The sequence below is a fragment of the Enterobacter sp. 120016 genome (assembly GCF_018383635.1).
GTDB classification, from domain to species: Bacteria; Pseudomonadota; Gammaproteobacteria; order Enterobacterales; family Enterobacteriaceae; genus Enterobacter; species Enterobacter asburiae_D.
The window spans coordinates 577,696-599,854 of record NZ_JAHAWC010000001.1 but is presented as its reverse complement, the minus strand read 5'-3'; the positions used below and the strand labels follow the sequence as shown (position 1 = coordinate 599,854).

Sequence of the window (22,159 nt, the reverse complement as noted above, 5' to 3'; positions counted from 1 at the left end):
CCGGCGCGGGCTTATTTCCCAACTTTGCCGATCAAATCCATCATTTTCAGTTTTTGATCCGTGGAAACCTTACGGGCTTCCAGTTCAATACCGCGCGCATTCAGCTTGTTGAATGCCTCGATATCTTTCGCATCGACTGAAATGGCGTTGTTGACCTGCGTTTTGCCCTGACGGAATGCCATACCACCAATGTTCACGGAGGTGATTTTCACGCCGCCTTCAACAATGCGCTCAACGTCTGTCGGGTTAGTGAACAGGAGCATCACGCGTTCACCCGCGTATTTCGGGTTGTTGTAAACGCGGATCATCTTGGCGACATCCACAACGTGCGCGGTAACGCCAGGAGGAGCTACCTGAGTCAGAAGGGTTTTACGTACGGTATCGGCGGCAACTTCGTCGCTGACCACGATAATGCGTCGAACGTTGGTCTCTTTGGTCCAGCGCGTGGCAACCTGGCCGTGGATTAAACGGTCATCAATACGCGCAAGGCCGATAACCATATAATCGTTCGGGCCCATCGGTTTTGCCGGTGCTGCCGCTTTTGGTGCCGCTGCAGGAGCAGGGACAGGCTTTTCAACCGGCTGCGCTTTCAGGGCTTTTACGCCTTCGCGACCGGTTTCAACGGTCAGTGCCACCAGCTCATCGAACGCCGGATTGTCGTCGCGCGCCATGAAGGTTTCCACCAGCATGGGAATATTCACCCCGGCGACAACTTCATAGTGCTCTTTATCGACGACAATGCGGCTGGCGGCATTGAACGGGCTGCCGCCCCATGTATCAACGAGAAACAGCACGCCTTTGCTGGTATCCAGCTTCGCGAGTTGAGCGTTGTACTTCTCTATCAGCGTCTCGGCATTTTCACCGGGAACGAAATCGATCCAGCCGACGTTTTCCTGCTCGCCCAACAGCATCTCTGCCGTTTTGAGTAGCTGCTCAGCAGCCCAACCATGTGTGCCTATGACAATAGCAATGGTCACTTGCTACCTCCTTTTATTATCATTAATACGCCTGCCAGGCAGTCGTACTGAGAATCGTATTGGCGAACCGAATCGATTCAGATAAGGGTTAGAGTTCAAAAAAACTAAGACTTCCGCGAATTATTTTAGATAGTGAAAAAATAATTTATGTGATGAAGATCCGTAATTTAGCCACGCGTTACAGATTTATCTGTAGAGTAAAGCCGCTGTGTTACAGAACTTTGCAAAGGAACGTAAATCTTTGCTAAAAACACATTGTCTCTGATATGTTTAGCCTCCGTTTAATTGTTCAGGAGTATAGGGCTACAGCCCACTATATGGACCGTCACCGACGTCAGTCATCTACCAGGCCATTTCGCGCCTTATTCACCGGCGATCCTCGCCACGTATCGACTCTGTTTACCTCTGTTTTGCCCACGTTGAGTGGGGCACCGTTTCGTCATTCCTTTAGCAGGAGCTTGTCATGGAATTCTTAATGGACCCGTCAATCTGGGTGGGATTGCTCACGCTGGTGGTGCTGGAGATTGTTCTCGGCATTGATAACCTGGTGTTTATCGCCATCCTTGCGGACAAACTGCCGCCAAAACAGCGTGATAAAGCGCGCCTGATTGGTCTCTCGCTAGCGCTGGTCATGCGACTGGGGCTGCTCTCCGTCATCTCCTGGATGGTCACGCTGACCAAACCGCTGTTCTCCGTCATGGATTACACCTTCTCCGGGCGTGATTTAATCATGCTGATCGGGGGGATATTCCTGCTTTTCAAAGCGACGACAGAGCTACACGAGCGGCTGGAAAACCGTCAGCACGATGATGGGCACGGTAAAGGCTATGCCAGCTTCTGGGTGGTGGTGCTGCAGATCGTGGTGCTTGATGCGGTCTTCTCGCTGGATGCGGTGATCACGGCGGTCGGCATGGTGAATCATCTGCCGGTAATGATGGCGGCTGTCGTTATTGCGATGGCGGTAATGCTGCTGGCCTCGAAGCCGCTGACGCGCTTCGTCAACCAGCATCCAACGGTGGTGGTACTGTGTCTGAGCTTCCTGCTGATGATCGGCCTGAGCCTGGTGGCGGAAGGTTTTGGCTTCCATATTCCGAAAGGCTACCTGTACGCCGCGATTGGCTTCTCGATCCTGATTGAGCTCTTTAACCAGATTGCGCGCCGTAACTTTATTAAGCAGCAGTCGAATCAGCCGCTGCGCGCCCGTACCGCAGATGCCATTCTGCGCCTGATGGGCGGTCGTCGTCAGGTGAACGTCCAGTCTGATTCCGAAAACCACAACCCGGTTCCGGTCCCGGAAGGGGCGTTTGTGGAACAAGAGCGCTACATGATCAACGGCGTGCTCTCCCTGGCCTCCCGTTCGCTGCGCGGCATCATGACGCCGCGCGGGGAAATCAGCTGGGTCGATGCTAACCTGAGCGTGGATGAAATTCGCCAGCAGCTGCTCTCTTCACCGCACAGCCTGTTCCCGGTGTGTCGCGGTGAGCTGGATGAGATCATCGGCGTCGTGCGGGCGAAAGAGATGCTGGTGGCCCTGGAAGAGGGCGTCAACGTGGAAGCCGTTGCTGCCGCGTCGCCTGCGATTGTCGTGCCGGAAACGCTGGATCCTATCAACCTGCTCGGGGTGCTGCGCCGCGCTCGCGGTAGCTTTGTTATCGTCACCAACGAGTTTGGCGTGGTGCAGGGGCTGGTTACGCCGCTGGACGTGCTGGAAGCGATTGCCGGTGAATTCCCGGATGCCGACGAAACGCCAGAGATTGTTGCCGACGGTGAAGGCTGGCTGGTTAAAGGTACTACCGACCTGCACGCGCTCTCGCACACGCTGGGGCTGGAAAACGTGATCAACGATGAAGAAGACATCGCGACCGTTGCCGGTCTGGCGATCGCGGTTAACGGGCAAATCCCGCGCGTCGGAGATGTGATCGAGCTGGGGCCGCTGCACATTACGATCGTTGAAGCCAACGACTATCGCGTTGATATGGTTCGTATTGTTAAAGAACAATCAGCCCACGATGAAGATGAATAAGCCGGCTTAGCGCAGCGGCATTAAGGGCACGATGTGCCCGTTATGATGCGCTGGCGGGGGCGCGCCTCCCGCCAGCCACTTCGGAAAATCCCGTAGCGGCATGGGCCGCGCATAGAAAAAGCCCTGCAGGACGGGCACACCATGGCGGCGCAAATAGCGCGCCTGCTCCTCTGTCTCGACCCCCTCAGCAACCAGTTCAATATTCAGCCGCTGACCCAGCGCAATAATCATATCCGTCACCGTCGAGTTCACGGCGTCGGTGCCGATGGCGGTGGTAAACGACTGGTCAATTTTCAGCACGTCCGGGTGCAGCTTTTCAAGCCAGGAGAGGGAGCTGTTCCCGGTGCCAAAATCGTCGATGGCCAGCTTCACCCCTTTACGATGCAGTTCGCGCACGATGCGATAATCCGCATCCAGCAGCGCATCCCGTTCCGTAAGTTCAATCACCAGCTGCTGGTGCGGGAAGGCGCTGAACCAGAGGCGGTTCAGGTCCTGGATTAACATCGCGTGACGGAAATGGCTGGCGGCGACGTTAATACCGATGTGAAAACCGGCGTTGGCGGGGAAGTAGCCTATCTGGCGCACCGTTTCGGCGATGACATAGCGGGTCAGAGGGACAATCTGGTTATGTTCTTCTGCCAGAGGGATAAACACCTCCGGGGTGATCCAACCCTGACGCGGATTGTTCCAGCGCAGCAGGATCTCCACGCCGGTGCACGCCTGGGTACGGGCATTCACCAGCGGCTGGCAGAAAAGCTCAAATTCCCGCGCCGCAATGCCCATATCGATCTCCCACGTGAAGCTCATCCGGTTTGCCGTTGCCAGCCAGGCGAGATAGCCCAGCAGCAGGCTGAGCATCAGCCCCAGCGGCAGCTGGGCTGGCAGGCTTTTTAAGGCTAACTCTCCAGGACCTGGCCCGCTGACCGTAATGGTGAAAGGATTTCGGGTTGATGACTGCCGGAAAAGAGATCCCTCCTCATCAAAGGTCAGGCTGTCGCTGACGCGTTGTCCATAGCGCAGAAAGCGATCGCCCACGGTCAGCGCCACGTCATTGATGAGAGGGCGCTGGGGCTCGAGGATCATTTTGGCGATCAGATCGATATTGATGATTTCGATAACGCCAGCTTCACCGTCCTGCGAGACGGGATACCACTGGACCAATATCGGGCTATCTTTAAGCAGCCACTGGTCGGTCGATAAAATCAGCTTAGCCGTGCTGGCGGGCAATTCTTTCAGGAAGTCGCGAACGGGCACGTTGCGGCTCCCGAAAATACTCGAGCAGTACAGGATTCCGTCGTTAATCAGGGCGATGGAGCGTACCGTCTGCAAAATGGCGGCCTGCTTTCGCAGCGCCAGGTGCGCCTGCGGGCAGGGCTGCCCCACCAGGGGTTGCAGCACGCTGCGGCGGTTCTCTAAAGAAAGCAGAACGTTATCAAGGGCGCGAACGGTGTGGCTGGTAAAATCGAGGATCCGCTGTTGGTTAACATTGCGCTGTGAAATAAAGCGAATGCCTAACGTCAGGATGAGCGTGAGGAGCGCAACCGTGACACAGACGATAACGCGTTTTCGGCGATAGTTTTTAATGATCGTTTGTGCAGTTTGCATGAACGGTCGCCTGATAAGCCACCAGCCACAAAAGCCGGACGCAACAGTGAAAGTGTAGTGGGGAAAGCAGAAGGAGACGAGAAAGAAGAGGGAAATTCGCCCATCCGTTGCAGATGGGCGAAAGGCAGTATTAGTCGCACTGCACCTTAATGGCCAGGCCACCGCGGGACGTCTCGCGGTATTTCGCGTTCATGTCTTTGCCGGTTTCGTACATGGTTTCAATCACCTTATCCAGCGATACGCGAGGTTCACTGGTACGGCGCATCGCCATGCGTGAGGCGTTGATGGCTTTCACCGAGGCAATCGCGTTACGCTCGATGCACGGCACCTGAACCTGGCCCGCAACCGGGTCACAGGTCAGACCGAGGTTATGTTCCATACCGATTTCAGCGGCCACGCAGACCTGCTCAGGGCTTGCGCCCAGCAGCTCTGCCAGACCCGCCGCCGCCATGGAGCAGGCAACGCCGACTTCACCCTGACAGCCCACTTCAGCACCGGAAATGGAGGCGTTCATTTTGTACAGCGCACCGATGGCACCTGACGCCAGGAAATAGCGGATATAGATGTCCGGCGTCACGGGCTCAATAAAGTGATCGTAGTAGGCCAGCACTGCCGGAACGATACCGCAGGCACCGTTGGTTGGCGCCGTCACGACGCGGCCACCGGCGGCGTTCTCTTCGTTAACCGCCAGGGCAAACATGTTTACCCAGTCGACCACGTTCATCGGGTCGTTGGAGAACTTGTCCGTGGTCACCAGCATACGGCGCAGGGCGGAGGCACGACGCGGTACGCGCAGTGGACCCGGCAGAACGCCTTCGGTGTTCATCCCGCGATCGATACAGGCGCGCATGGTTTGCCAGACGTTCGCAAAATAGTCTTCAATCTCTTTTTTGCTGTGCAGGGCCAGTTCGTTCTGCATCACCATACCGGACAGGGAAAGACCGGTCTCTTTACAGTAACCCAGCATTTCAGTAGCCGATTTGAACGGGTACGGTACGTTGACGTCGCCGACGCTGTCTTTGCCAAAATGCTCTTCATCCACGATGAAGCCACCGCCGATGGAGTAGTACGTTTTGCTGTAAATCTCTTTTTCACCGCTATAAGCGTGAATGGTCATGCCGTTTTCATGCAGCGGCAGGTTGTCGCTACGGAAACGCATGCCGTCATCCTGCGGGAAATCGACTTCCTGCTGGCCGTTTGCCAGCAGCAGGCGGCCGCGTGTTTCCACGTCGCGGATGAATGCCGGGATGGCATCAATATCAACGGTATCCGGCATATTGCCTGCCAGACCCATAATAATGGCGATATCGGTGTGGTGGCCTTTACCCGTTAATGACAGCGAGCCGTAAACATCCACGGCGACACGGGTAACGCTTTCCAGTAATCCTTTTTCGACCAGATCATCGACGAACTGTTTACCGGCCTTCATCGGGCCAACAGTATGGGAAGACGAAGGGCCAATTCCCACTTTGAACATGTCGAATATACTAATCACTTTCACACTCCTGACAGGGTTACCGGGGTTCCAGTAACGATGTTATAACTGCGCATAGTGTAAGAGGGAACACCGACCTCGGCTTAACTATTCACATGAATTAAACTAATGGTTAACGATGGGTTTTGCTAATAACGCGACCCAGATCGCAAACCTGGCAGAAGAGGGCGGAATGTAAAGTATAGTCAAGGCTTCAGGCCGATCTGCAACGCCAGCTCACGAATAATGCCCGCCGTCATGCCCCAGACAAAATAATGCTGATACCAGGACAACCAGACCCGATGGTCATGCCCGCGACGCTGAATATCCAGCGGGTGATAACGACTCAGTCGGAGGGCTTCATCCAGCGGCATTTCAAACACCGCAGAGACTTCATCGACGCTAGCGTGATACTGAAGGCCCGGCGGGATAATGCCCACCACCGGCGTGACCTGAAAACCGGTGACGCTGTCGACGGGCGGCAGCACGCCGATGACCTCCACAGCCTCCGGTGGAATGGCAACCTCTTCCTGCGCTTCCCGCAGCGCGGCGGCAATTAGCGAGGCGTCGGAGCTGTCTACGGCCCCCCCCGGAAAGGCGACCTGACCCGCGTGCTTACGTAAATGGGGAGAACGCTGGGTCAGCAGCAGGCCAGGCTGCTCGCGACGCACGACCGGGATCAGCACGGCCGCCTGTCGCTGATTCAGCGCCTCGCGGTTGACCTGCGGTCGTAATAGCTGAAAGCGAGATAAAAAGTCATCCAGCGTCAGGTTCTCTTTTTCCACCCGTGATTACTCCAGTTGTTTCAGGATACGGTTAACTTTATCAAAGGTTTCCTGATATTCCGCATCGACCTGGCTATCGGCAACAATGCCGCCCCCGGCCGAACAGTAAAGGTTTCCGTCGCAGGCGGTCAGCGTGCGAATGGTAATGCTGGTATCCAGCGTGCCGCACAGGCTGATATAGCCAATGCTGCCGCACCAGGCGTTGCGGCGCTGCGGCTCCAGCTCATCAATGATCTCCATCGCCCGCACCTTTGGCGCGCCGGTGATGGAGCCGCCCGGAAACGCCGCGCGCAGAAGATCGCAGGCCGTGCGTGATGCCGGCAGCGTCGCGGTGATAGTACTGACCAGATGATGCACCGCCGGGAAAGGCTCGACGACAAACAGTTCCGGAACGCGCACGCTGCCCGGAACGGCCACCCGGCCAATGTCGTTACGCATCAGATCGACAATCATCAGGTTCTCGGCGCGGTCTTTCGGCGAGGCGGCCAGCTTTTCCGCCTGCTGGCGATCGGCGTCGGGATCGGCAAGACGCGGCAGGGTGCCTTTAATCGGACGGGTTTGAATCGTGCCCTCGGCCAGATGAATAAAGCGCTCCGGAGACAGGCTGAGTATGGCCCCCCGTTCCAGACGGACAAACGCGCTGAACGGGGCCTTATTGCTGGCATTAAGGCGGGTAAACGCCTGCCACTCATCTCCCCGGTATGTCGCCTGGAAGCGCTGGGCGAGGTTAACCTGGTAGCAGTCACCGCTTTGCAGATACGCCTGAACGCGCGCGAATTTTTCGGCATACTCCGCAGCGCTCATATTTGAGCGCCAGCCGGAGGTCAGCGTGAACGTCTGTGCCGGGGCAGGCTGCTGCGCCTCAAGCCACGCCCGGCGCGCCTGCACGTCACGATGGCTCAGCAGGGAAACCGTTTTTTTCTGGTGATCGACAATTAACGCCCAGTCATACAGCCCCACGGCCATGTCTGGCAGGGAAATATCAGCCTGCGCATGCTCCGGCAGCGTTTCGAAACGGCGGCCCAGGTCATAACCAAACAGGCCCAGCGCGCCCCCCTGAAAAGGGAGGTCCGGGTTTGGCGTGGCAGATAAGCCCAGCGCGTTAATGGCGTGCTGAAGCTGCACCAGCGGATCGTCCGTTAACGACAGGTCATCGGTTGTCAGCGTCTTTAGCGGATCGGCCACCAGAATATCGAAGCGGCTATAGGGATGGTCCGCATGGCCGGAATGCAGCAGCATCGCAAACGGAAGATGGCTCAGGCGGGCAAACCAGAATTCAGCGGCGTCTGCACGCCAGGGCAAGGTAATAACAGTGGGGAAGCGCATGTTCATGTGTGGCATACTACCGGGCAGCGTGAAATAATTAGCGCGAATAATTTAGCAGGAGTTGACGATGTTTGCAGGTTTACCTTCTCTCAGTCATGACCAACAGCAGAAAGCGGTTGAACGCATTCAGGAACTGATGTCCCAGGGGATGAGCAGCGGAGAGGCGATTACGGTTGTCGCTCAGGAGATTCGCGCCAGTCATTCCGGCGAGCGGATTGTGGCGCGATTCGAAGATGAAGATGAAGATCCAGAAGAGTAATCGGGCTTACACCGCCGCGATAATCTTGATCTCAACCTTATACTCCGGTTTCATCAGCGTGGCCTGTACGGTGCAGCGTACAGGCGCGTGACCCGCCACTACCCATGCATCCCAGGCTTTGTTCATCGCCGCGAAATCGTCTTTGTTTGCCAGGAAAATCGTTGCATCCAGAATGCGGGATTTGTCGCTGCCCTGTTTTTCCAGCACCGCATCAATCTGCGCCAGGGTGTTAGCCGTCTGCTCGAACGCATCCGCGTCCAGGTTAGCCGGTACGCCGGTGTAGTAAAGCGTCTGGTTATGGATCACCACATCAGACCAGCGGGCTTCGGCATCAATGCGCACAATTGTCATAAACGTTTCCTCGTTATTTTCGTCGTCAGGCGGCAAGACTGCCATATTGTTCTCCTGTCGTCACTATTTGGGGTGGCACAGGAGAGGATGGGCTGACATAATCCCTGTGCAAAAATACAGTGAGAGAGCACCGTGGCAGACGATTTTTCCCCTGAAGGTCAATTAGCGCAGGCTATCCCCGGCTTCAAACCCCGTGAGCCTCAGCGTCAGATGGCGCACGCCGTTGCGCACGCCATCGATAAGGCTCAGCCGCTGGTGGTCGAAGCCGGAACCGGCACGGGTAAAACGTATGCTTACCTTGCTCCGGCGCTGCGCGCGAAGAAGAAGGTGATTATTTCCACCGGATCGAAGGCGCTGCAGGATCAGCTCTACAGCCGCGATTTGCCCACGGTGGCTAAGGCGCTGAAATACAAGGGGCGTCTGGCCTTGCTGAAGGGGCGCTCTAACTATCTCTGCCTGGAACGTCTTGAGCAGCAGGCGCTGGCGGGCGGCGACCTGCCGGTACAAACCCTCAGCGACGTCATTATCCTTCGCGCCTGGGCGAACCAGACCGAAGAGGGCGATATCAGCACCTGCGCGAGCGTGCCGGAAGATTCCCCGGCCTGGCCGCTGGTGACCAGCACCAACGACAACTGCCTCGGCAGCGACTGTCCGCTGTATAAAGACTGCTTCGTGGTGAAAGCGCGCAAAACGGCGATGGACGCGGATGTGGTGGTGGTGAACCACCATCTGTTCCTCGCGGATATGGTCGTCAAGGACAGCGGCTTCGGCGAGCTGATCCCGGAGGCGGACGTGATGATCTTCGACGAAGCCCACCAGCTTCCGGACATCGCCAGCCAGTATTTCGGCCAGTCGCTTTCCAGCCGCCAGCTGCAGGATCTGGCGAAAGATTTCACCATCGCTTACCGGACCGAACTCAAAGATACCCAGCAGCTGCAGAAGTGTGCCGACCGTCTGGCCCAAAGCGCGCAGGATTTCCGCTTACAGCTCGGCGAGCCGGGCTATCGCGGCAACCTGCGCGAGCTGCTGGCGGACAAAAACATCCAGCGCGCGCTGCTGCTGCTCGATGATGCCCTGGAACTCTGCTACGACGTGGCAAAACTGTCCCTCGGCCGTTCCGCGCTGCTGGATGCGGCCTTCGAACGTGCTACGCTCTATCGCGGGCGGCTCAAACGGCTGAAAGAGATTAACCAGCCGGGGTTCAGCTACTGGTATGAGTGCACCTCGCGGCACTTCACGCTGGCGCTCACGCCGCTGACGGTGGCGGATAAGTTTAAAGAGGTGATGGCGCAAAAACCGGGAAGCTGGATCTTCACCTCGGCAACCCTGTCGGTGAATGACGATCTGCATCACTTCACGGAACGTCTTGGCATTGACGAGGCGGAATCGCTGCTCCTGCCCAGCCCGTTCGATTACGAAAAACAGGCGCTGCTCTGCGTTCCTCGTAATCTGCCGCTGCCGAACCAGCCGGGTGCGGCGCGTCATCTGGCAGCGATGTTAAAACCGATGATCGAGGCCAACAACGGCCGCTGCTTTATGCTCTGCACCTCTCACGCCATGATGCGTGACCTCGCCGAGCAGTTCCGCGCCACCATGACCTTACCGGTGCTGCTGCAGGGAGAAACCAGCAAAGGCCAGCTGTTACAGCAGTTTGTCAGCGCCGGGAATGCCCTGCTGGTGGCGACCAGCAGCTTCTGGGAAGGGGTCGACGTGCGGGGCGATACGCTCTCGCTGGTGATCATTGATAAGCTGCCGTTTACCTCTCCGGACGATCCGCTGCTGAAGGCGCGCATGGAAGACTGCCGCCTGCGCGGGGGCGATCCGTTTGACGAGGTACAGCTGCCGGACGCGGTGATTACCCTCAAGCAGGGGGTAGGGCGATTGATCCGCGACGTTACCGATCGCGGGGTGCTGGTCATTTGCGATAACCGGCTGGTGATGCGTCCTTACGGGGCAACCTTCCTCGCCAGCCTGCCGCCCGCGCCGCGGACGCGGGACATAAAACGCGCGGTGCGCTTCCTGGCAAACCCAACGGCGGAGTAATTTACCCCGGAGTGTGCTAAGATGCGCGCCATTTTGTGACTGACCCTTGCGAGAGCGCGACGACTGATGCGAATTCTGGCTATTGATACCGCGACAGAGGCTTGCTCTGTCGCTCTGTTGAACGACGGTGCTGTTTCTGCCCATTTCGAAGAGTGCCCACGGGAACACACCCAACGCATTCTGCCCCTGGTAAAAGCCATTTTAACCCAGGGCAATACCTCCTTAACCGACCTCGACGCGCTGGCCTTTGGCCGTGGCCCCGGCAGCTTTACGGGCGTTCGCATCGGGATTGGCATTGCGCAGGGGCTGGCGCTGGGCGCTGAACTACCGATGATTGGCGTCTCTACCCTCGCCACCATGGCGCAGGGCGCATGGCGCATGACCGGGGCAACGCGCGTCCTGGCCGCAATAGATGCCCGCATGGGCGAAGTTTACTGGGCCGAATACGCTCGCGACGAGCAGGGCGTGTGGCACGGTGAAGAGACGGAAGCCGTGCTTAAGCCGGAAGCGGTCACTGAACGACTGCAACAGCTCTCCGGTGAGTGGGCGACCGTCGGCACCGGCTGGCCTGCGTGGCCGGAGATGGCGAGCGGCACCGGCGTGACGCTGGTGGACGGCAACATGCTGCTGCCGGCTGCGGAAGATATGCTACCGATTGCCTGCCAGCTGCTCGCAGCAGGAAAAACCGTTGCCGTTGAACACGCGGAGCCGGTTTATTTGCGAAACACCGTTGCGTGGAAGAAACTTCCGGGCCGCGAGTGAATCTCAGTAACAGGAACTGAGAAAAAGGAGTCGCATCATGGCGGTTCAGACTAAAGTAGTACGCCTTATTATGGCAGGCGCGGTTGCCATAGCACTGAGCGGATGCGTTTCCGTTCCTGATGCGATTAAGGGCAGCAGCCCGACGCCACAGGAGGATCTGGTTCGGGTGATGAATGCGCCTGAGCTGTACGTTGGCCAGGAAGCGCGCTTTGGCGGTAAGGTCATCGACGTACAAAACCAGCAGGGGAAAACCCGTCTGGAGATCGCGACCGTTCCGCTGGACAGCGGCGCGCGGCCTGTACTGGGTGAGGCCTCCCGCGGGCGTATCTATGCGGACGTCAGTGGTTTCCTCGATCCGGTCGATTTTCGCGGACAGCTGGTGACCGTCGTCGGGCCGATTACCGGCGCCGTGCAGGGCAAAATCGGCAGCACGCCGTATAAATTTATGACCATGCAGGTCAACGGGTATAAACGCTGGCGGCTGGCACAGCAGGTGATCATGCCGCCTCAGCCGATGGATCCGTGGATGTGGGGTCCACATCCCTATCGTTACGGCTACCCGGGCTGGGGGTGGTACAACCCGGGTCCTGCACAGGTTCAGACGATCGTTACTGAGTAACTTACTGTTATTGTTAGAAAAGAGACAGCGGCTCAGCCGCTGTCTCTGTTTTTTTACGGATAAAACGAAAAAAAAGAGTGACGCGCTTCGCAACCTTAAATCTGAACAATTAATAAACTGGTACGCTGAGTTAATATAATGTTAACAAACTGTTTATTATCGGGGTTGTGATGACGACGAACACTCATTTCAGAGGTGATGCATTGAAGAAGGTTTGGCTTAACCGTTATCCCGCAGATGTTCCTGCTGAGATCAATCCTGACCGTTATCAATCCCTGGTGGAATTATTTGAACACTCGGTAAGGCGCTACGCGGACCAGCCCGCATTCGTGAATATGGGCGAGGTCATGACGTTCCGTAAGCTTGAGGAGCGTAGCCGGGCGTTTGCGGCATATCTTCAGGAAGGGCTGGGGCTGCAAAAAGGGGACCGCGTCGCGCTGATGATGCCAAACCTGCTGCAATACCCGGTGGCGTTGTTCGGTATCCTGCGAGCCGGGATGATTGTCGTCAACGTTAACCCGCTGTATACCCCGCGCGAGCTGGAGCATCAGCTGAACGACAGCGGCGCGGCCGCGATTGTCATTGTGTCCAACTTCGCCCATACCCTGGAAAAAGTGGTCGACAAAACTCAGGTTAAACACGTCATCCTGACGCGCATGGGCGATCAGCTCTCCACCGCCAAAGGCACGCTGGTTAACTTTGTCGTCAAATACGTCAAACGTCTGGTGCCAAAATACCACCTGCCGGACGCCATCTCCTTCCGCCGCGCGCTGCATGCGGGCTACCGTATGCAGTATGTGAAACCCGAAGTGGTCGCGGAAGATCTTGCGTTTCTGCAATACACAGGCGGGACCACCGGCGTGGCCAAAGGGGCCATGCTTACCCACCGCAATATGCTGGCAAACCTTGAACAGGTGAACGCCACCTACGGGCCGCTGCTGCATCCGGGCAAAGAGGTGGTGATCACCGCGCTTCCGCTGTATCACATCTTTGCGTTGACCATGAACTGCCTGCTGTTTATTGAACTGGGTGGTCAGAACATCCTCATCACCAACCCGCGCGATATCCCGGGCCTGGTGAAAGAGCTGGCGAAATACCCGTTCACCGCTATGACAGGGGTAAACACCCTGTTTAACGCGCTGCTTAATAACAAAGAGTTCCAGCAGCTGGATTTCTCCACGCTGCATCTCTCTGCGGGCGGCGGCATGCCGGTTCAGCAGGCGGTCGCCGAGCGCTGGGTGAAGCTCACCGGCCAGTATTTACTGGAGGGCTACGGACTGACGGAATGTGCTCCGCTGGTCAGCGTTAACCCGCATGATATCGACTATCACAGTGGAAGCATTGGTCTGCCGGTTCCTTCCACAGAGGCCAAACTGGTCGATGATAACGATAACGAAGTCGCGCCGGGCGAGCCGGGCGAGCTGTGCGTCAAAGGTCCGCAGGTGATGCTGGGCTACTGGCAGCGCCCCGACGCGACCGACGAAATTATTAAAGACGGCTGGCTGCACACCGGTGATATCGCGGTGATGGATGACGAGGGCTTCCTGCGCATCGTCGATCGCAAGAAAGACATGATCCTGGTCTCCGGCTTCAACGTCTATCCGAATGAGATCGAAGACGTGGTTATGCAGCACAGCGGCGTGCTCGAAGTGGCGGCAGTCGGCGTCCCTTCTGGCAGCAGCGGCGAAGCGGTCAAGATATTTGTGGTCAAGAAAGACGCTTCACTCACGGAGGAGGAGCTGGTAACGTTCTGCCGTCGTCAGCTGACGGGCTACAAGGTGCCGAAGCTGGTTGAATTCCGCGATGAGCTGCCGAAATCCAACGTCGGAAAGATATTACGACGAGAATTACGTGACGAAGCCCGTGGCAAAGTAGACAATAAGGCCTGAGCTTCACGTTAATCGCCCAGACGCCGGTTAAGCCGGCGTTTTTTATGGGCGCAAACAAAAGAGAATCCGATTTGAATTACCAGATGATCACGACCAACGACGAGCTGGCTTCGCTGTGCGAAGTGACGCGCGACTTTCCTGCCATTGCTCTGGATACCGAGTTTGTCCGTACCCGGACCTATTATCCGCAGCTGGGTTTGATTCAGATGTACGACGGTAAACACGTCTCCCTGATCGACCCTCTCGGCATTACCGACTGGACGCCGATGCGTGACCTGCTGCTCGATACCGCCGTGACGAAATACCTGCACGCAGGCAGTGAAGATCTGGAAGTCTTTCTGAACACTTTTGGCATCATGCCCCAGCCGCTGATTGACACGCAGATCCTCGCGGCATTCAGCAATCGTCCGCTCTCATGGGGGTTTGCTGCCATGGTAGAGGAGTATACGGGCCTGACGCTGGATAAAAGCGAATCCCGTACCGACTGGCTGGCGCGTCCGCTAACCGAGCGTCAGCTGGAGTATGCGGCGGCAGACGTGTTTTACCTGCTGCCGATTGCCGGACAGCTGATGAAAGAGGCTGAAGCTTCCGGATGGCTGTCTGCGGCGCTCGACGAGTGTCGTATGACCCAGCAGCGCCGCCAGGAAGTGGTCGACCCGAAAGAGGCCTGGCGCGATATCAGCAACGCCTGGCAGCTGCGTACGCGTCAGCTGGCATGCCTGCAGCTGCTGGCAGACTGGCGCTTGCGTAAAGCGCGCGAGCGCGATCTGGCCGTTAACTTTGTGGTTCGCGAAGAACATCTCTGGGCGGTCGCGCGCTATATGCCGGGCAGCATGGGCGAGCTGGACAGCATTGGGCTTTCGGGCAGCGAGATCCGCTTCCACGGCAAAACCCTGCTGGCGCTGGTCGCAAAAGCGCAGGAGCTGCCGGAAGATGCGCTGCCGGAACCGCTGCTGAACCTGATGGATATGCCGGGCTATCGCAAAGCGTTTAAGGATATCAAAGCGCTGGTGCAGGACGTTGCAGCGGAAAGCAAGCTGGGCGCGGAACTGCTCGCTTCACGTCGTCAGATTAACCAGCTGCTGAACTGGCACTGGAAGCTGAAGCCGCAGAGTGGCGTGCCGGAAATGATGGCGGGATGGCGCGGGAAATTGATGGCCGATCGCCTGAATACGCTGCTGGAAGGTTATCCGCGATAAAAAATATGCCGGGCGATATACCCGGCATATTCCCCCGGTGGCGCTGCGCTTACCGGGGCTACGAAATCACAAACCTACGGACGCGACTCTTCCGCTTCCGGGAGCGTAACGTTCAGCTCCAGAATCGAAATATCCCCGTCTTTTTGTTCCAGCTGCACCGTGACCATCTCCGGGTCAATCTGCACATACTTGCAGATCACTTCCAGGATGTCCTTGCGCAGCTGCGGCAGGTAGTGAGGCTCGGCGTCGCTACGACGACGCTCCGCAACGATAATTTGCAGACGTTCTTTTGCGATGTTGGCGGTGTTCTTTTTCCGCGAGAGAAAAAAGTCCAGTAATGCCATAACTTATCCTCCGAACAGGCGTTTGAGGAAACCTTTCTTCTCTTCTTCAATGAAGCGGAAAGGACGTTCTTCTCCCAGCAGACGGTCAACGGTATCGGCGTAAGCTTTACCTGCATCTGCCAATGTATCAAGGATCACTGGCTCGCCCTGGTTAGACGCGCGTAACACGGACTGATCTTCCGGGATAACGCCCACCAGCTTAATGCGCAGGATCTCCAGCACGTCTTCCATGCTCAGCATGTCACCTTTGTTCACGCGGCCCGGATTGTAGCGGGTGAGCAGCAGGTGTTCTTTAATCGGGTCTTCGCCATTTTCCGCACGACGGGATTTAGAGGCGAGGATCCCCAGAATGCGGTCAGAGTCACGCACGGATGAAACTTCAGGGTTGGTGGTGATGATCGCTTCATCAGCGAAGTACAGCGCCATCAGGGCACCGGTTTCGATGCCGGCAGGGGAGTCGCAGACAATGAAGTCGAACTCCATTTTTTTCAGCTCATCGAGCACCTTTTCCACCCCTTCACGAGTCAGGGCGTCTTTGTCACGCGTCTGAGAAGCCGGAAGAATGTAGAGGTTCTCGGTGCGCTTGTCTTTAATCATCGCCTGGTTCAGCGTGGCATCGCCCTGAATGACGTTCACGAAGTCATACACGACGCGACGCTCACATCCCATGATGAGGTCGAGGTTACGCAGACCGATATCGAAGTCGATAACGATGGTTTTCTTTCCCTTCTGGGCCAAACCAGTAGCGATGGCCGCGCTGGAGGTGGTCTTGCCAACGCCTCCTTTACCCGAAGTAACAACAATAATGCGTGCCATAGAAATTCCTTGTTAAAAAGGGATCAATTCAACGGTTGAACGGTCAACGCGTCGTCTGCCAGAAGCAGGCGGGCCGCTTTGCCATAAAATTCGGCTGGGATCTTGTCGCTCAGCCAATATTCACCTGCGATGGACACCAGTTCCGCCGTCAGGTGAGTACAAAATATTTGCGCATCTCGATCGCCACTTGCACCTGCGAGCGCACGTCCACGCATCATACCGTATACGTGAATATTGCCATCTGCAATCAGCTCAGCGCCAGCACTGACGTGGCTTGTAACAATCAGATCACAGTTTGGTGCATAAATGCGCTGACCGGAACGAACCGGCACATCAATCATTCGCGTTTTTGTGACGGTAGTAACGTTTTGCACCGCAGGAGGGGGCGTTTGCACGGCAACGGGGGCCGCACGCGAGGCTTTTTCTTTGCCCTCATTCAGAAGTGGCAGCCCCGCACGCTCAATTTCCGCTTTCAGCTCAGTATCTTTGCAGCCGCTGATGCCCACGATACGCAGTCCGGTCGAGGAGACGGCCTGCTGGAGAAGTTTCCAGTTAACCGGAGCCTCAAGACCGCTGACGTTGATAACAACAGGGGCGTGCTTCAGAAAGGCGGGAGCCTGGGCGATTTTGTCTTCTAACGCCTGACGAATAACCTCGGGTTTTGCATCATGCAAATGTACCACTGATAAGGTGAAGCTACTGCCTTTAAGCTCGATGGGCGTGTTTGACATCCTGGCCTTACTCAATTTGCTATTAACCGCAACCACTCGCTGCGATATTCCGAAGAGTATCAGGCATGTTATAGTCAGGAGTATATTGAGGCAAGCAACCACCCATTAATTCAGAGTAAAAACATGTTTTGTGTGATCTACAGAAGTACAAGCCGTGACCAGACCTATCTTTATGTCGAAAAGAAAGACGATTTTTCACGCGTGCCTGACGAATTAATGAAGAACTTTGGCCGACCACAGCTGGCGATGCTGCTGCCGCTTGATGGTCGTAAGAAACTGATTAATGCCGATCTGGATAAAGTGAAAACGGCCTTAGCCGAGCAAGGCTATTATTTACAGCTTCCACCGCCACCCGAGAATTTATTAAAACAGCATCTTGAGGCGAACGGTAAAAAATAGTCTCAACTGTTTTTGGGCACAACACATCAACCGTTTAGGGGTCGACCATGTATCAACATCATAACTGGCAAGGTGCATTACTGGATTATCCCGTCAGCAAAGTGGTTTGCGTGGGCAGCAACTATGCAAAACATATTCAGGAGATGGGCAGCGCGACGCCAGAAGAGCCGGTCCTGTTCATTAAGCCTGAAACGGCGCTTTGCGATATCCGCCAGCCGCTGGCGCTGCCGCAGGGGCTGGGCTCGGTGCACCACGAAGTTGAGCTCGCCGTGCTGATCGGCGCGACGCTGCGCCAGGCCTCAGAAGAGCATGTTCAGAAAGCGATTGCCGGTTACGGCGTGGCGCTGGATCTCACGCTGCGTGACGTGCAGGGCAAAATGAAGAAAGCAGGGCAGCCGTGGGAAAAGGCCAAAGGGTTTGATAACTCCTGCCCCATCTCGGCGTTTGTGCCGGTGAGCGAATTTACCGGCGATCCGCAGGACACCCCGCTTAGCCTGAAGATTAACGGCGAGATCCGCCAGCAGGGCACCACCGCGGACATGATTCATAAGATTGTGCCGCTGATCGCCTACATGAGCCGCTTCTTTACCCTGAAACCGGGCGATGTGATCCTGACCGGAACCCCAGAAGGTGTTGGCCCGCTACTCAGCGGTGACGAGCTTGAGGTCGGTTTTAACGGCCTGTCGCTGAAAACCCGCGTGCTGTAACCCCATCTTGCCGCCTGAAGAGGGCGGCAAAACTTGCAACAACGTGCCAGACTCGTTATAAGGTGCGCTTTCTTTTGACGTGTGGACATCCTGATGAACGACATCCCTTTCTGGCAAAGCAAAACTCTCGACGACATGACTGACGCAGAATGGGAATCATTGTGCGACGGCTGCGGGCAGTGCTGCCTGCACAAGCTGATGGATGAAGATACGGATGAAATCTACTTCACCAACGTTGCCTGCAAGCAGCTAAACATTAAAACCTGCCAGTGCCGCAACTATGAGCGCCGGTTTGAATTTGAGCCTGACTGCATCAAGTTAACCCGGGATAATCTGCCGACGTTTGAATGGCTGCCGCATACCTGCGCGTATCGCCTGCTGGCGGAAGGGAAAGGTCTGCCTGACTGGCATCCGCTGTTAACCGGTTCAAAAGCGGCGATGCACGGTGAACGCATTTCTGTGCGCCACATCGCGGTGAAAGAGTCCGAGGTGCGTGACTGGGAAGACCACATCATGAACCACCCGACCCGTTGAGATTAAAAAACCCGCCGAGGCGGGTTTTTTATTGTGCGCTGTTGTGTCGGGTGGCGCTGCGCTTACCCGACCTACAAAACCGTAGGCCCGCGCAAGCGAAGCGCCGCCGGGCAAATTAGCGCCCAAAAAGATCGCGTTTCTTCGGTTTGAACGGCTGAGCGATCAGCACCAGCAGCGCCACGACGAAGTAGGCGGCAAAAATACCCACCAGCCACTGCGGCATCTCCAGCGTCAGGAATTCCCACTGACGAACGGAGCAGTCACCGGATGCGACAAACACCTGCGGCAGCCATTTGTCCAGCGGCAGCCAGCTCGGGAAGCGGGCGGCAAAATCACAGGTCATAAACGGTGACGGATGCAGTTGCATCATGGTGTGCTGCCAGGAGAGTTCAATCCCTTTCCAGGCGCTGTAGATCCAGATGGCAATACCGGCATAGCGAAGCGGCGATTTTGGGGCAATCGCGCCGACCAGGCCCGCACCCATAATGCCGAACAGCGCGCAGCGTTCATAAATACAAAGCACGCAAGGTTTCAGTCCCATTACGTGCTGGAACCACAGCGCGACCATTTCCAGCGCAAAGGCGGTCAGGGCCATTAACAACCACGCTCCGCGACCGCGGGAGCACTGGTTTAAAAATCTCAACATAATCATTTCCCTGGAACATGCTTAGAAAGCGCAGTGTAAACGAATTCGTTTTTCGCGCCACCTGTACCTGACGAAATAAAACGTAATTGGATGTTTATCGTGCGAAAAGGCAAACGGGCAGCGAACTGCCCGAGATGCATAGTTTACTGCGCCGCAAGTATACCCGCTTGTATCAACCATTGCGTACAGGGAATGAGGGTAATTTTGACGCAAAGCAATCCCACGATCGTGAGCACCAGCGTGTAGGGCAGCGCCATCCACACCATCCTGCCATAAGAAAGTCGTATGAGCGGCGCGAGGGCGGAGGTCAGCAGGAACAGGAAGGCGGCCTGGCCATTTGGCGTCGCCACCGACGGCAGGTTGGTGCCGGTATTGATTGCCACCGCCAGCAGCTCAAACTGTCCGGCGCTGATAACGCCTTGCTCCATGGCCGCTTTGGCCTCGTTGATGTAGACCGTCCCGACGAAGACGTTATCTGAGATCGACGAGAGCAGGCCGTTAAACAGGTAAAACAGCGACAGCTGAGCATCCGGTGACGCCTGTAATACAAAGGCAATAATTGGCGCGAAGAGATGCTGGTCGATAATCACGGCCACGACGGCAAAGAACACCGCCAGCAGGGCGGTAAACGGCAGGGCTTCGGTAAACGCCTTGCCGATGGCATGTTCGTCCGTCACGCCGGTAAAGGTGGTGGCGAGAATAATGACCGACAGGCCAATCAGCCCCACTTCGGCAAGATGGAGCGCCAGCGCCGCGATAAGCCAGACGCCGATGATCCCCTGCGCAATCAGCCGTAGCGTCTCCTGGCGCGTGCGCTGGCTGCGGCTCTGCAGATCGAATTTATGAAGCTCCTGACGAACCGGCTCCGGGAGCTGCGCCCCATAGCCAAAGAGGCGAAACTTCTCCACCAGCAGACAGGTCGCCAGACCGCAGATCAGCACCGGTACGCTCACCGGCGCCATTCTCAGGAAAAACTCACCGAAGTGCCAGCCTGCCGCTTTGGCAATGATCAGGTTTTGCGGCTCGCCCACCATGGTCATCACGCCGCCCAGCGCGGTACCGACGCCAGCATGCATCATCAGGCTGCGCAGGAAGGCGCGAAACTGCTCCAGTACGTCACGATTATGCGCGTCGACGTGGCTGTCATCCTGCAAATCTTCACCCGGGCGAGAGGAGGCCACGCGGTGATATATACCGTAAAACCCAACCGCAACGCTTATCACCACCGCGACGACCGTTAGCGCATCCAGGAACGCCGACAGGAAGGCGGCCGCAAGGCAAAACGCCAGCGAGAGGAACATTTTCGACGGAATGCTGAGCAGCAGGCGCGTGAAGATAAACAGCAGCAGCTGTTTCATGAAGTAGATGCCCGCCACCATAAACATCAGCAGCAGCAGCACTTCGAGATTTGACGCCAGCTCTGCTTTGACATGCTCGGCGCTGGTCATGCCGATGACGACCGCCTCAAACGCCAGCAACCCCCCCGGCAGCAGGGGATAACATTTCAGCGCCATGGCCAGGGTGAAGATAAACTCCGCCACCAGCAGCCACCCGGCAATGAACGGGTTTACGCTAAAGAGGAGGGGGTTAACGACCAGGAACACCAGAAGTATAAGTTTGTACCAGTCCGGAGACTGGCCTAAAAAGTTGCGCCACAGCGCGCGCCCAAAAGAAATTTCCACGACAGACGTCCATCCCCGTCAAGTAAGACAAAACATCAGTATACGCAAAAATCGAGGCCTGGAGGCGGATAAGGCTGCATTGTAAATTTCACAAAAATGAAACGGCGATCCCTCTTTTCTCTCTTTGCCGTGCTACCTGCCACTGGCTGCCTCTGGTATGATGAGTCCAATTTGCTAAAGCTGTGTAATGGAAATCTCACTATGGTCATTAAGGCGCAGAGCCCGGCGGGTTTCGCGGAAGAGTACATCATTGAAAGCATCTGGAATAATCGTTTCCCTGCGGGGTCCATTCTTCCGGCTGAACGCGAACTCTCTGAACTGATTGGCGTCACTCGCACCACGCTGCGTGAAGTGCTCCAGCGGCTGGCGCGCGATGGCTGGCTGACGATCCAGCACGGCAAGCCGACGAAAGTAAACAACTTCTGGGAAACGTCCGGGCTGAACATTCTTGAAACGCTGGCGCGTCTCGACCATGAAAGCGTGCCGCAGCTCATTGATAATCTGCTCTCCGTTCGCACCAACATCGCGACGATCTTTATTCGTACCGCCTTCCGTCAGCATCCGGAAGACGCCCTTGCGGTGCTGGCCAGCGCGAACGAGGTGGAAGATCACGCCGATTCCTTTGCCACCCTCGATTACAACGTGTTTCGCGGCCTGGCGTTTGCCTCCGGCAACCCGGTGTACGGTCTTATCCTCAACGGTATGAAGGGGCTTTACACCCGCATCGGCCGCCACTACTTTGCCAATCCTGAAGCGCGTAGCCTGGCGCTGGGCTTCTACCATAAGCTGAGCAAGCTCTGTACCGAAGGCCTGCACGATCAGGTTTATGAGACGGTGCGCCGCTACGGTCATGATTCCGGTGAAATCTGGCACCGTATGCAGAAAACGCTGCCGGGTGATTTAGCGATTCAGACCCGCTAAAAGAAAAAACCTCTCGTACGAGAGGTTTTTTTTCGTCGGGTGGCGGCTACGCCTTACCCGACCTACG

General features: G+C 56.6%; 23 protein-coding genes. 12 read left to right on the top strand and 11 right to left on the bottom strand.

The window, feature by feature from the left end:
- Positions 1-11: 11 nt before the first annotated feature.
- Entirely contained in the window at positions 12-977 is a 966-nt protein-coding gene (manX, locus tag KIF87_RS02875) for a PTS mannose transporter subunit IIAB (protein ID WP_213327843.1), read from the bottom strand.
- Positions 978-1,243: 266 nt separating this feature from the next.
- Here manX and KIF87_RS23565 point away from each other — a divergent pair, with 266 nt between their 5' ends.
- Positions 1,244-1,453 (top strand): protein YoaL, encoded by a 210-nt coding sequence (locus KIF87_RS23565; protein ID WP_071994519.1) that lies wholly within the window; start codon positions 1,244-1,246, stop codon positions 1,451-1,453.
- Positions 1,441-3,000, top strand: a complete 1,560-nt coding sequence (gene yoaE / locus KIF87_RS02870; RefSeq protein ID WP_213327842.1) for a TerC family protein — start codon at positions 1,441-1,443, stop codon at positions 2,998-3,000. Before KIF87_RS23565 ends, yoaE begins: the two co-directional genes overlap by 13 nt.
- A gap of 6 nt (positions 3,001-3,006) precedes the next feature.
- Here yoaE and pdeD read toward each other — a convergent pair whose 3' ends face one another.
- The 4 genes from pdeD to pabB all read right to left on the bottom strand — a co-directional run bounded on the left by pdeD (position 3,007) and on the right by pabB (position 8,196).
- Complete coding sequence (gene pdeD, locus KIF87_RS02865) at positions 3,007-4,605, bottom strand: cyclic di-3',5'-guanosine monophosphate phosphodiesterase PdeD (RefSeq protein WP_213327841.1); 1,599 nt, start codon at positions 4,603-4,605, stop codon at positions 3,007-3,009.
- 130 nt (positions 4,606-4,735) lie between these two features.
- Positions 4,736-6,100, bottom strand: a complete 1,365-nt coding sequence (sdaA, locus tag KIF87_RS02860; protein WP_063143820.1) for an L-serine ammonia-lyase — start codon at positions 6,098-6,100, stop codon at positions 4,736-4,738.
- A gap of 185 nt (positions 6,101-6,285) precedes the next feature.
- Entirely contained in the window at positions 6,286-6,864 is a 579-nt protein-coding gene (locus KIF87_RS02855) for a CoA pyrophosphatase (protein ID WP_063143821.1), read from the bottom strand.
- 6 nt (positions 6,865-6,870) lie between these two features.
- Positions 6,871-8,196 carry an aminodeoxychorismate synthase component 1 gene (gene pabB / locus KIF87_RS02850; protein ID WP_213328018.1) on the bottom strand — a complete coding sequence of 442 codons (1,326 nt, stop codon included), beginning with the start codon at positions 8,194-8,196 and terminating at the stop codon, positions 6,871-6,873.
- Positions 8,197-8,257: 61 nt separating this feature from the next.
- Here pabB and KIF87_RS02845 point away from each other — a divergent pair, with 61 nt between their 5' ends.
- Positions 8,258-8,449 (top strand): YoaH family protein, encoded by a 192-nt coding sequence (locus KIF87_RS02845; protein ID WP_213327840.1) that lies wholly within the window; start codon positions 8,258-8,260, stop codon positions 8,447-8,449.
- A gap of 6 nt (positions 8,450-8,455) precedes the next feature.
- Here KIF87_RS02845 and KIF87_RS02840 read toward each other — a convergent pair whose 3' ends face one another.
- Positions 8,456-8,800, bottom strand: a complete 345-nt coding sequence (locus KIF87_RS02840; RefSeq protein WP_008500498.1) for a RidA family protein — start codon at positions 8,798-8,800, stop codon at positions 8,456-8,458.
- Between the two features lie 132 nt (positions 8,801-8,932).
- Here KIF87_RS02840 and yoaA point away from each other — a divergent pair, with 132 nt between their 5' ends.
- The 5 genes from yoaA to rnd all read left to right on the top strand — a co-directional run bounded on the left by yoaA (position 8,933) and on the right by rnd (position 15,312).
- The gene (gene yoaA / locus KIF87_RS02835; protein ID WP_213327839.1) at positions 8,933-10,843 is read left to right on the top strand and encodes a DNA repair helicase YoaA; all 1,911 of its coding nucleotides are present in this window, start codon (positions 8,933-8,935) and stop codon (positions 10,841-10,843) included.
- Positions 10,844-10,909: 66 nt separating this feature from the next.
- The gene (gene tsaB / locus KIF87_RS02830; protein WP_213327838.1) at positions 10,910-11,605 is read left to right on the top strand and encodes a tRNA (adenosine(37)-N6)-threonylcarbamoyltransferase complex dimerization subunit type 1 TsaB; all 696 of its coding nucleotides are present in this window, start codon (positions 10,910-10,912) and stop codon (positions 11,603-11,605) included.
- Positions 11,606-11,642: 37 nt separating this feature from the next.
- On the top strand, positions 11,643-12,224 hold the full coding sequence (locus tag KIF87_RS02825; protein WP_121424134.1) for a Slp family lipoprotein: 582 nt from the start codon (positions 11,643-11,645) through the stop codon (positions 12,222-12,224).
- 203 nt (positions 12,225-12,427) lie between these two features.
- A complete protein-coding gene (fadD, locus tag KIF87_RS02820; RefSeq protein ID WP_147430001.1) occupies positions 12,428-14,113 on the top strand; it encodes a long-chain-fatty-acid--CoA ligase FadD in 1,686 nt (561 codons plus the stop codon).
- A gap of 71 nt (positions 14,114-14,184) precedes the next feature.
- A complete protein-coding gene (gene rnd / locus KIF87_RS02815) occupies positions 14,185-15,312 on the top strand; it encodes a ribonuclease D (RefSeq protein ID WP_213328017.1) in 1,128 nt (375 codons plus the stop codon).
- 74 nt (positions 15,313-15,386) lie between these two features.
- Here the strand turns inward: rnd and minE are convergent, their stop codons facing one another.
- From minE to minC, 3 genes are read right to left on the bottom strand one after another with little or no spacing between them, the layout of a single operon-like run.
- Complete coding sequence (gene minE, locus KIF87_RS02810) at positions 15,387-15,656, bottom strand: cell division topological specificity factor MinE (protein WP_008500504.1); 270 nt, start codon at positions 15,654-15,656, stop codon at positions 15,387-15,389.
- 3 nt (positions 15,657-15,659) lie between these two features.
- Positions 15,660-16,472 (bottom strand): septum site-determining protein MinD, encoded by an 813-nt coding sequence (gene minD / locus KIF87_RS02805; RefSeq protein WP_121424130.1) that lies wholly within the window; start codon positions 16,470-16,472, stop codon positions 15,660-15,662.
- Positions 16,473-16,495: 23 nt separating this feature from the next.
- The gene (gene minC / locus KIF87_RS02800) at positions 16,496-17,203 is read right to left on the bottom strand and encodes a septum site-determining protein MinC (protein ID WP_023312186.1); all 708 of its coding nucleotides are present in this window, start codon (positions 17,201-17,203) and stop codon (positions 16,496-16,498) included.
- Between the two features lie 123 nt (positions 17,204-17,326).
- Between minC and KIF87_RS02795 the strand changes: the two genes are divergently transcribed.
- From KIF87_RS02795 to ycgN, 3 genes are all read left to right on the top strand, one after another.
- Complete coding sequence (locus tag KIF87_RS02795; RefSeq protein ID WP_032658474.1) at positions 17,327-17,602, top strand: YcgL domain-containing protein; 276 nt, start codon at positions 17,327-17,329, stop codon at positions 17,600-17,602.
- A gap of 47 nt (positions 17,603-17,649) precedes the next feature.
- Positions 17,650-18,309 (top strand): fumarylacetoacetate hydrolase family protein, encoded by a 660-nt coding sequence (locus KIF87_RS02790; RefSeq protein WP_032658472.1) that lies wholly within the window; start codon positions 17,650-17,652, stop codon positions 18,307-18,309.
- A gap of 93 nt (positions 18,310-18,402) precedes the next feature.
- The gene (gene ycgN / locus KIF87_RS02785; protein ID WP_024909872.1) at positions 18,403-18,843 is read left to right on the top strand and encodes a cysteine cluster protein YcgN; all 441 of its coding nucleotides are present in this window, start codon (positions 18,403-18,405) and stop codon (positions 18,841-18,843) included.
- 115 nt (positions 18,844-18,958) lie between these two features.
- Here the strand turns inward: ycgN and dsbB are convergent, their stop codons facing one another.
- A complete protein-coding gene (gene dsbB, locus KIF87_RS02780; protein WP_024909807.1) occupies positions 18,959-19,489 on the bottom strand; it encodes a disulfide bond formation protein DsbB in 531 nt (176 codons plus the stop codon).
- 143 nt (positions 19,490-19,632) lie between these two features.
- Positions 19,633-21,171 (bottom strand): Na(+)/H(+) antiporter NhaB, encoded by a 1,539-nt coding sequence (gene nhaB, locus KIF87_RS02775; RefSeq protein WP_213327837.1) that lies wholly within the window; start codon positions 21,169-21,171, stop codon positions 19,633-19,635.
- 201 nt (positions 21,172-21,372) lie between these two features.
- Between nhaB and fadR the strand changes: the two genes are divergently transcribed.
- Entirely contained in the window at positions 21,373-22,092 is a 720-nt protein-coding gene (gene fadR / locus KIF87_RS02770; RefSeq protein ID WP_063143834.1) for a fatty acid metabolism transcriptional regulator FadR, read from the top strand.
- Positions 22,093-22,159: the final 67 nt, after the last annotated feature.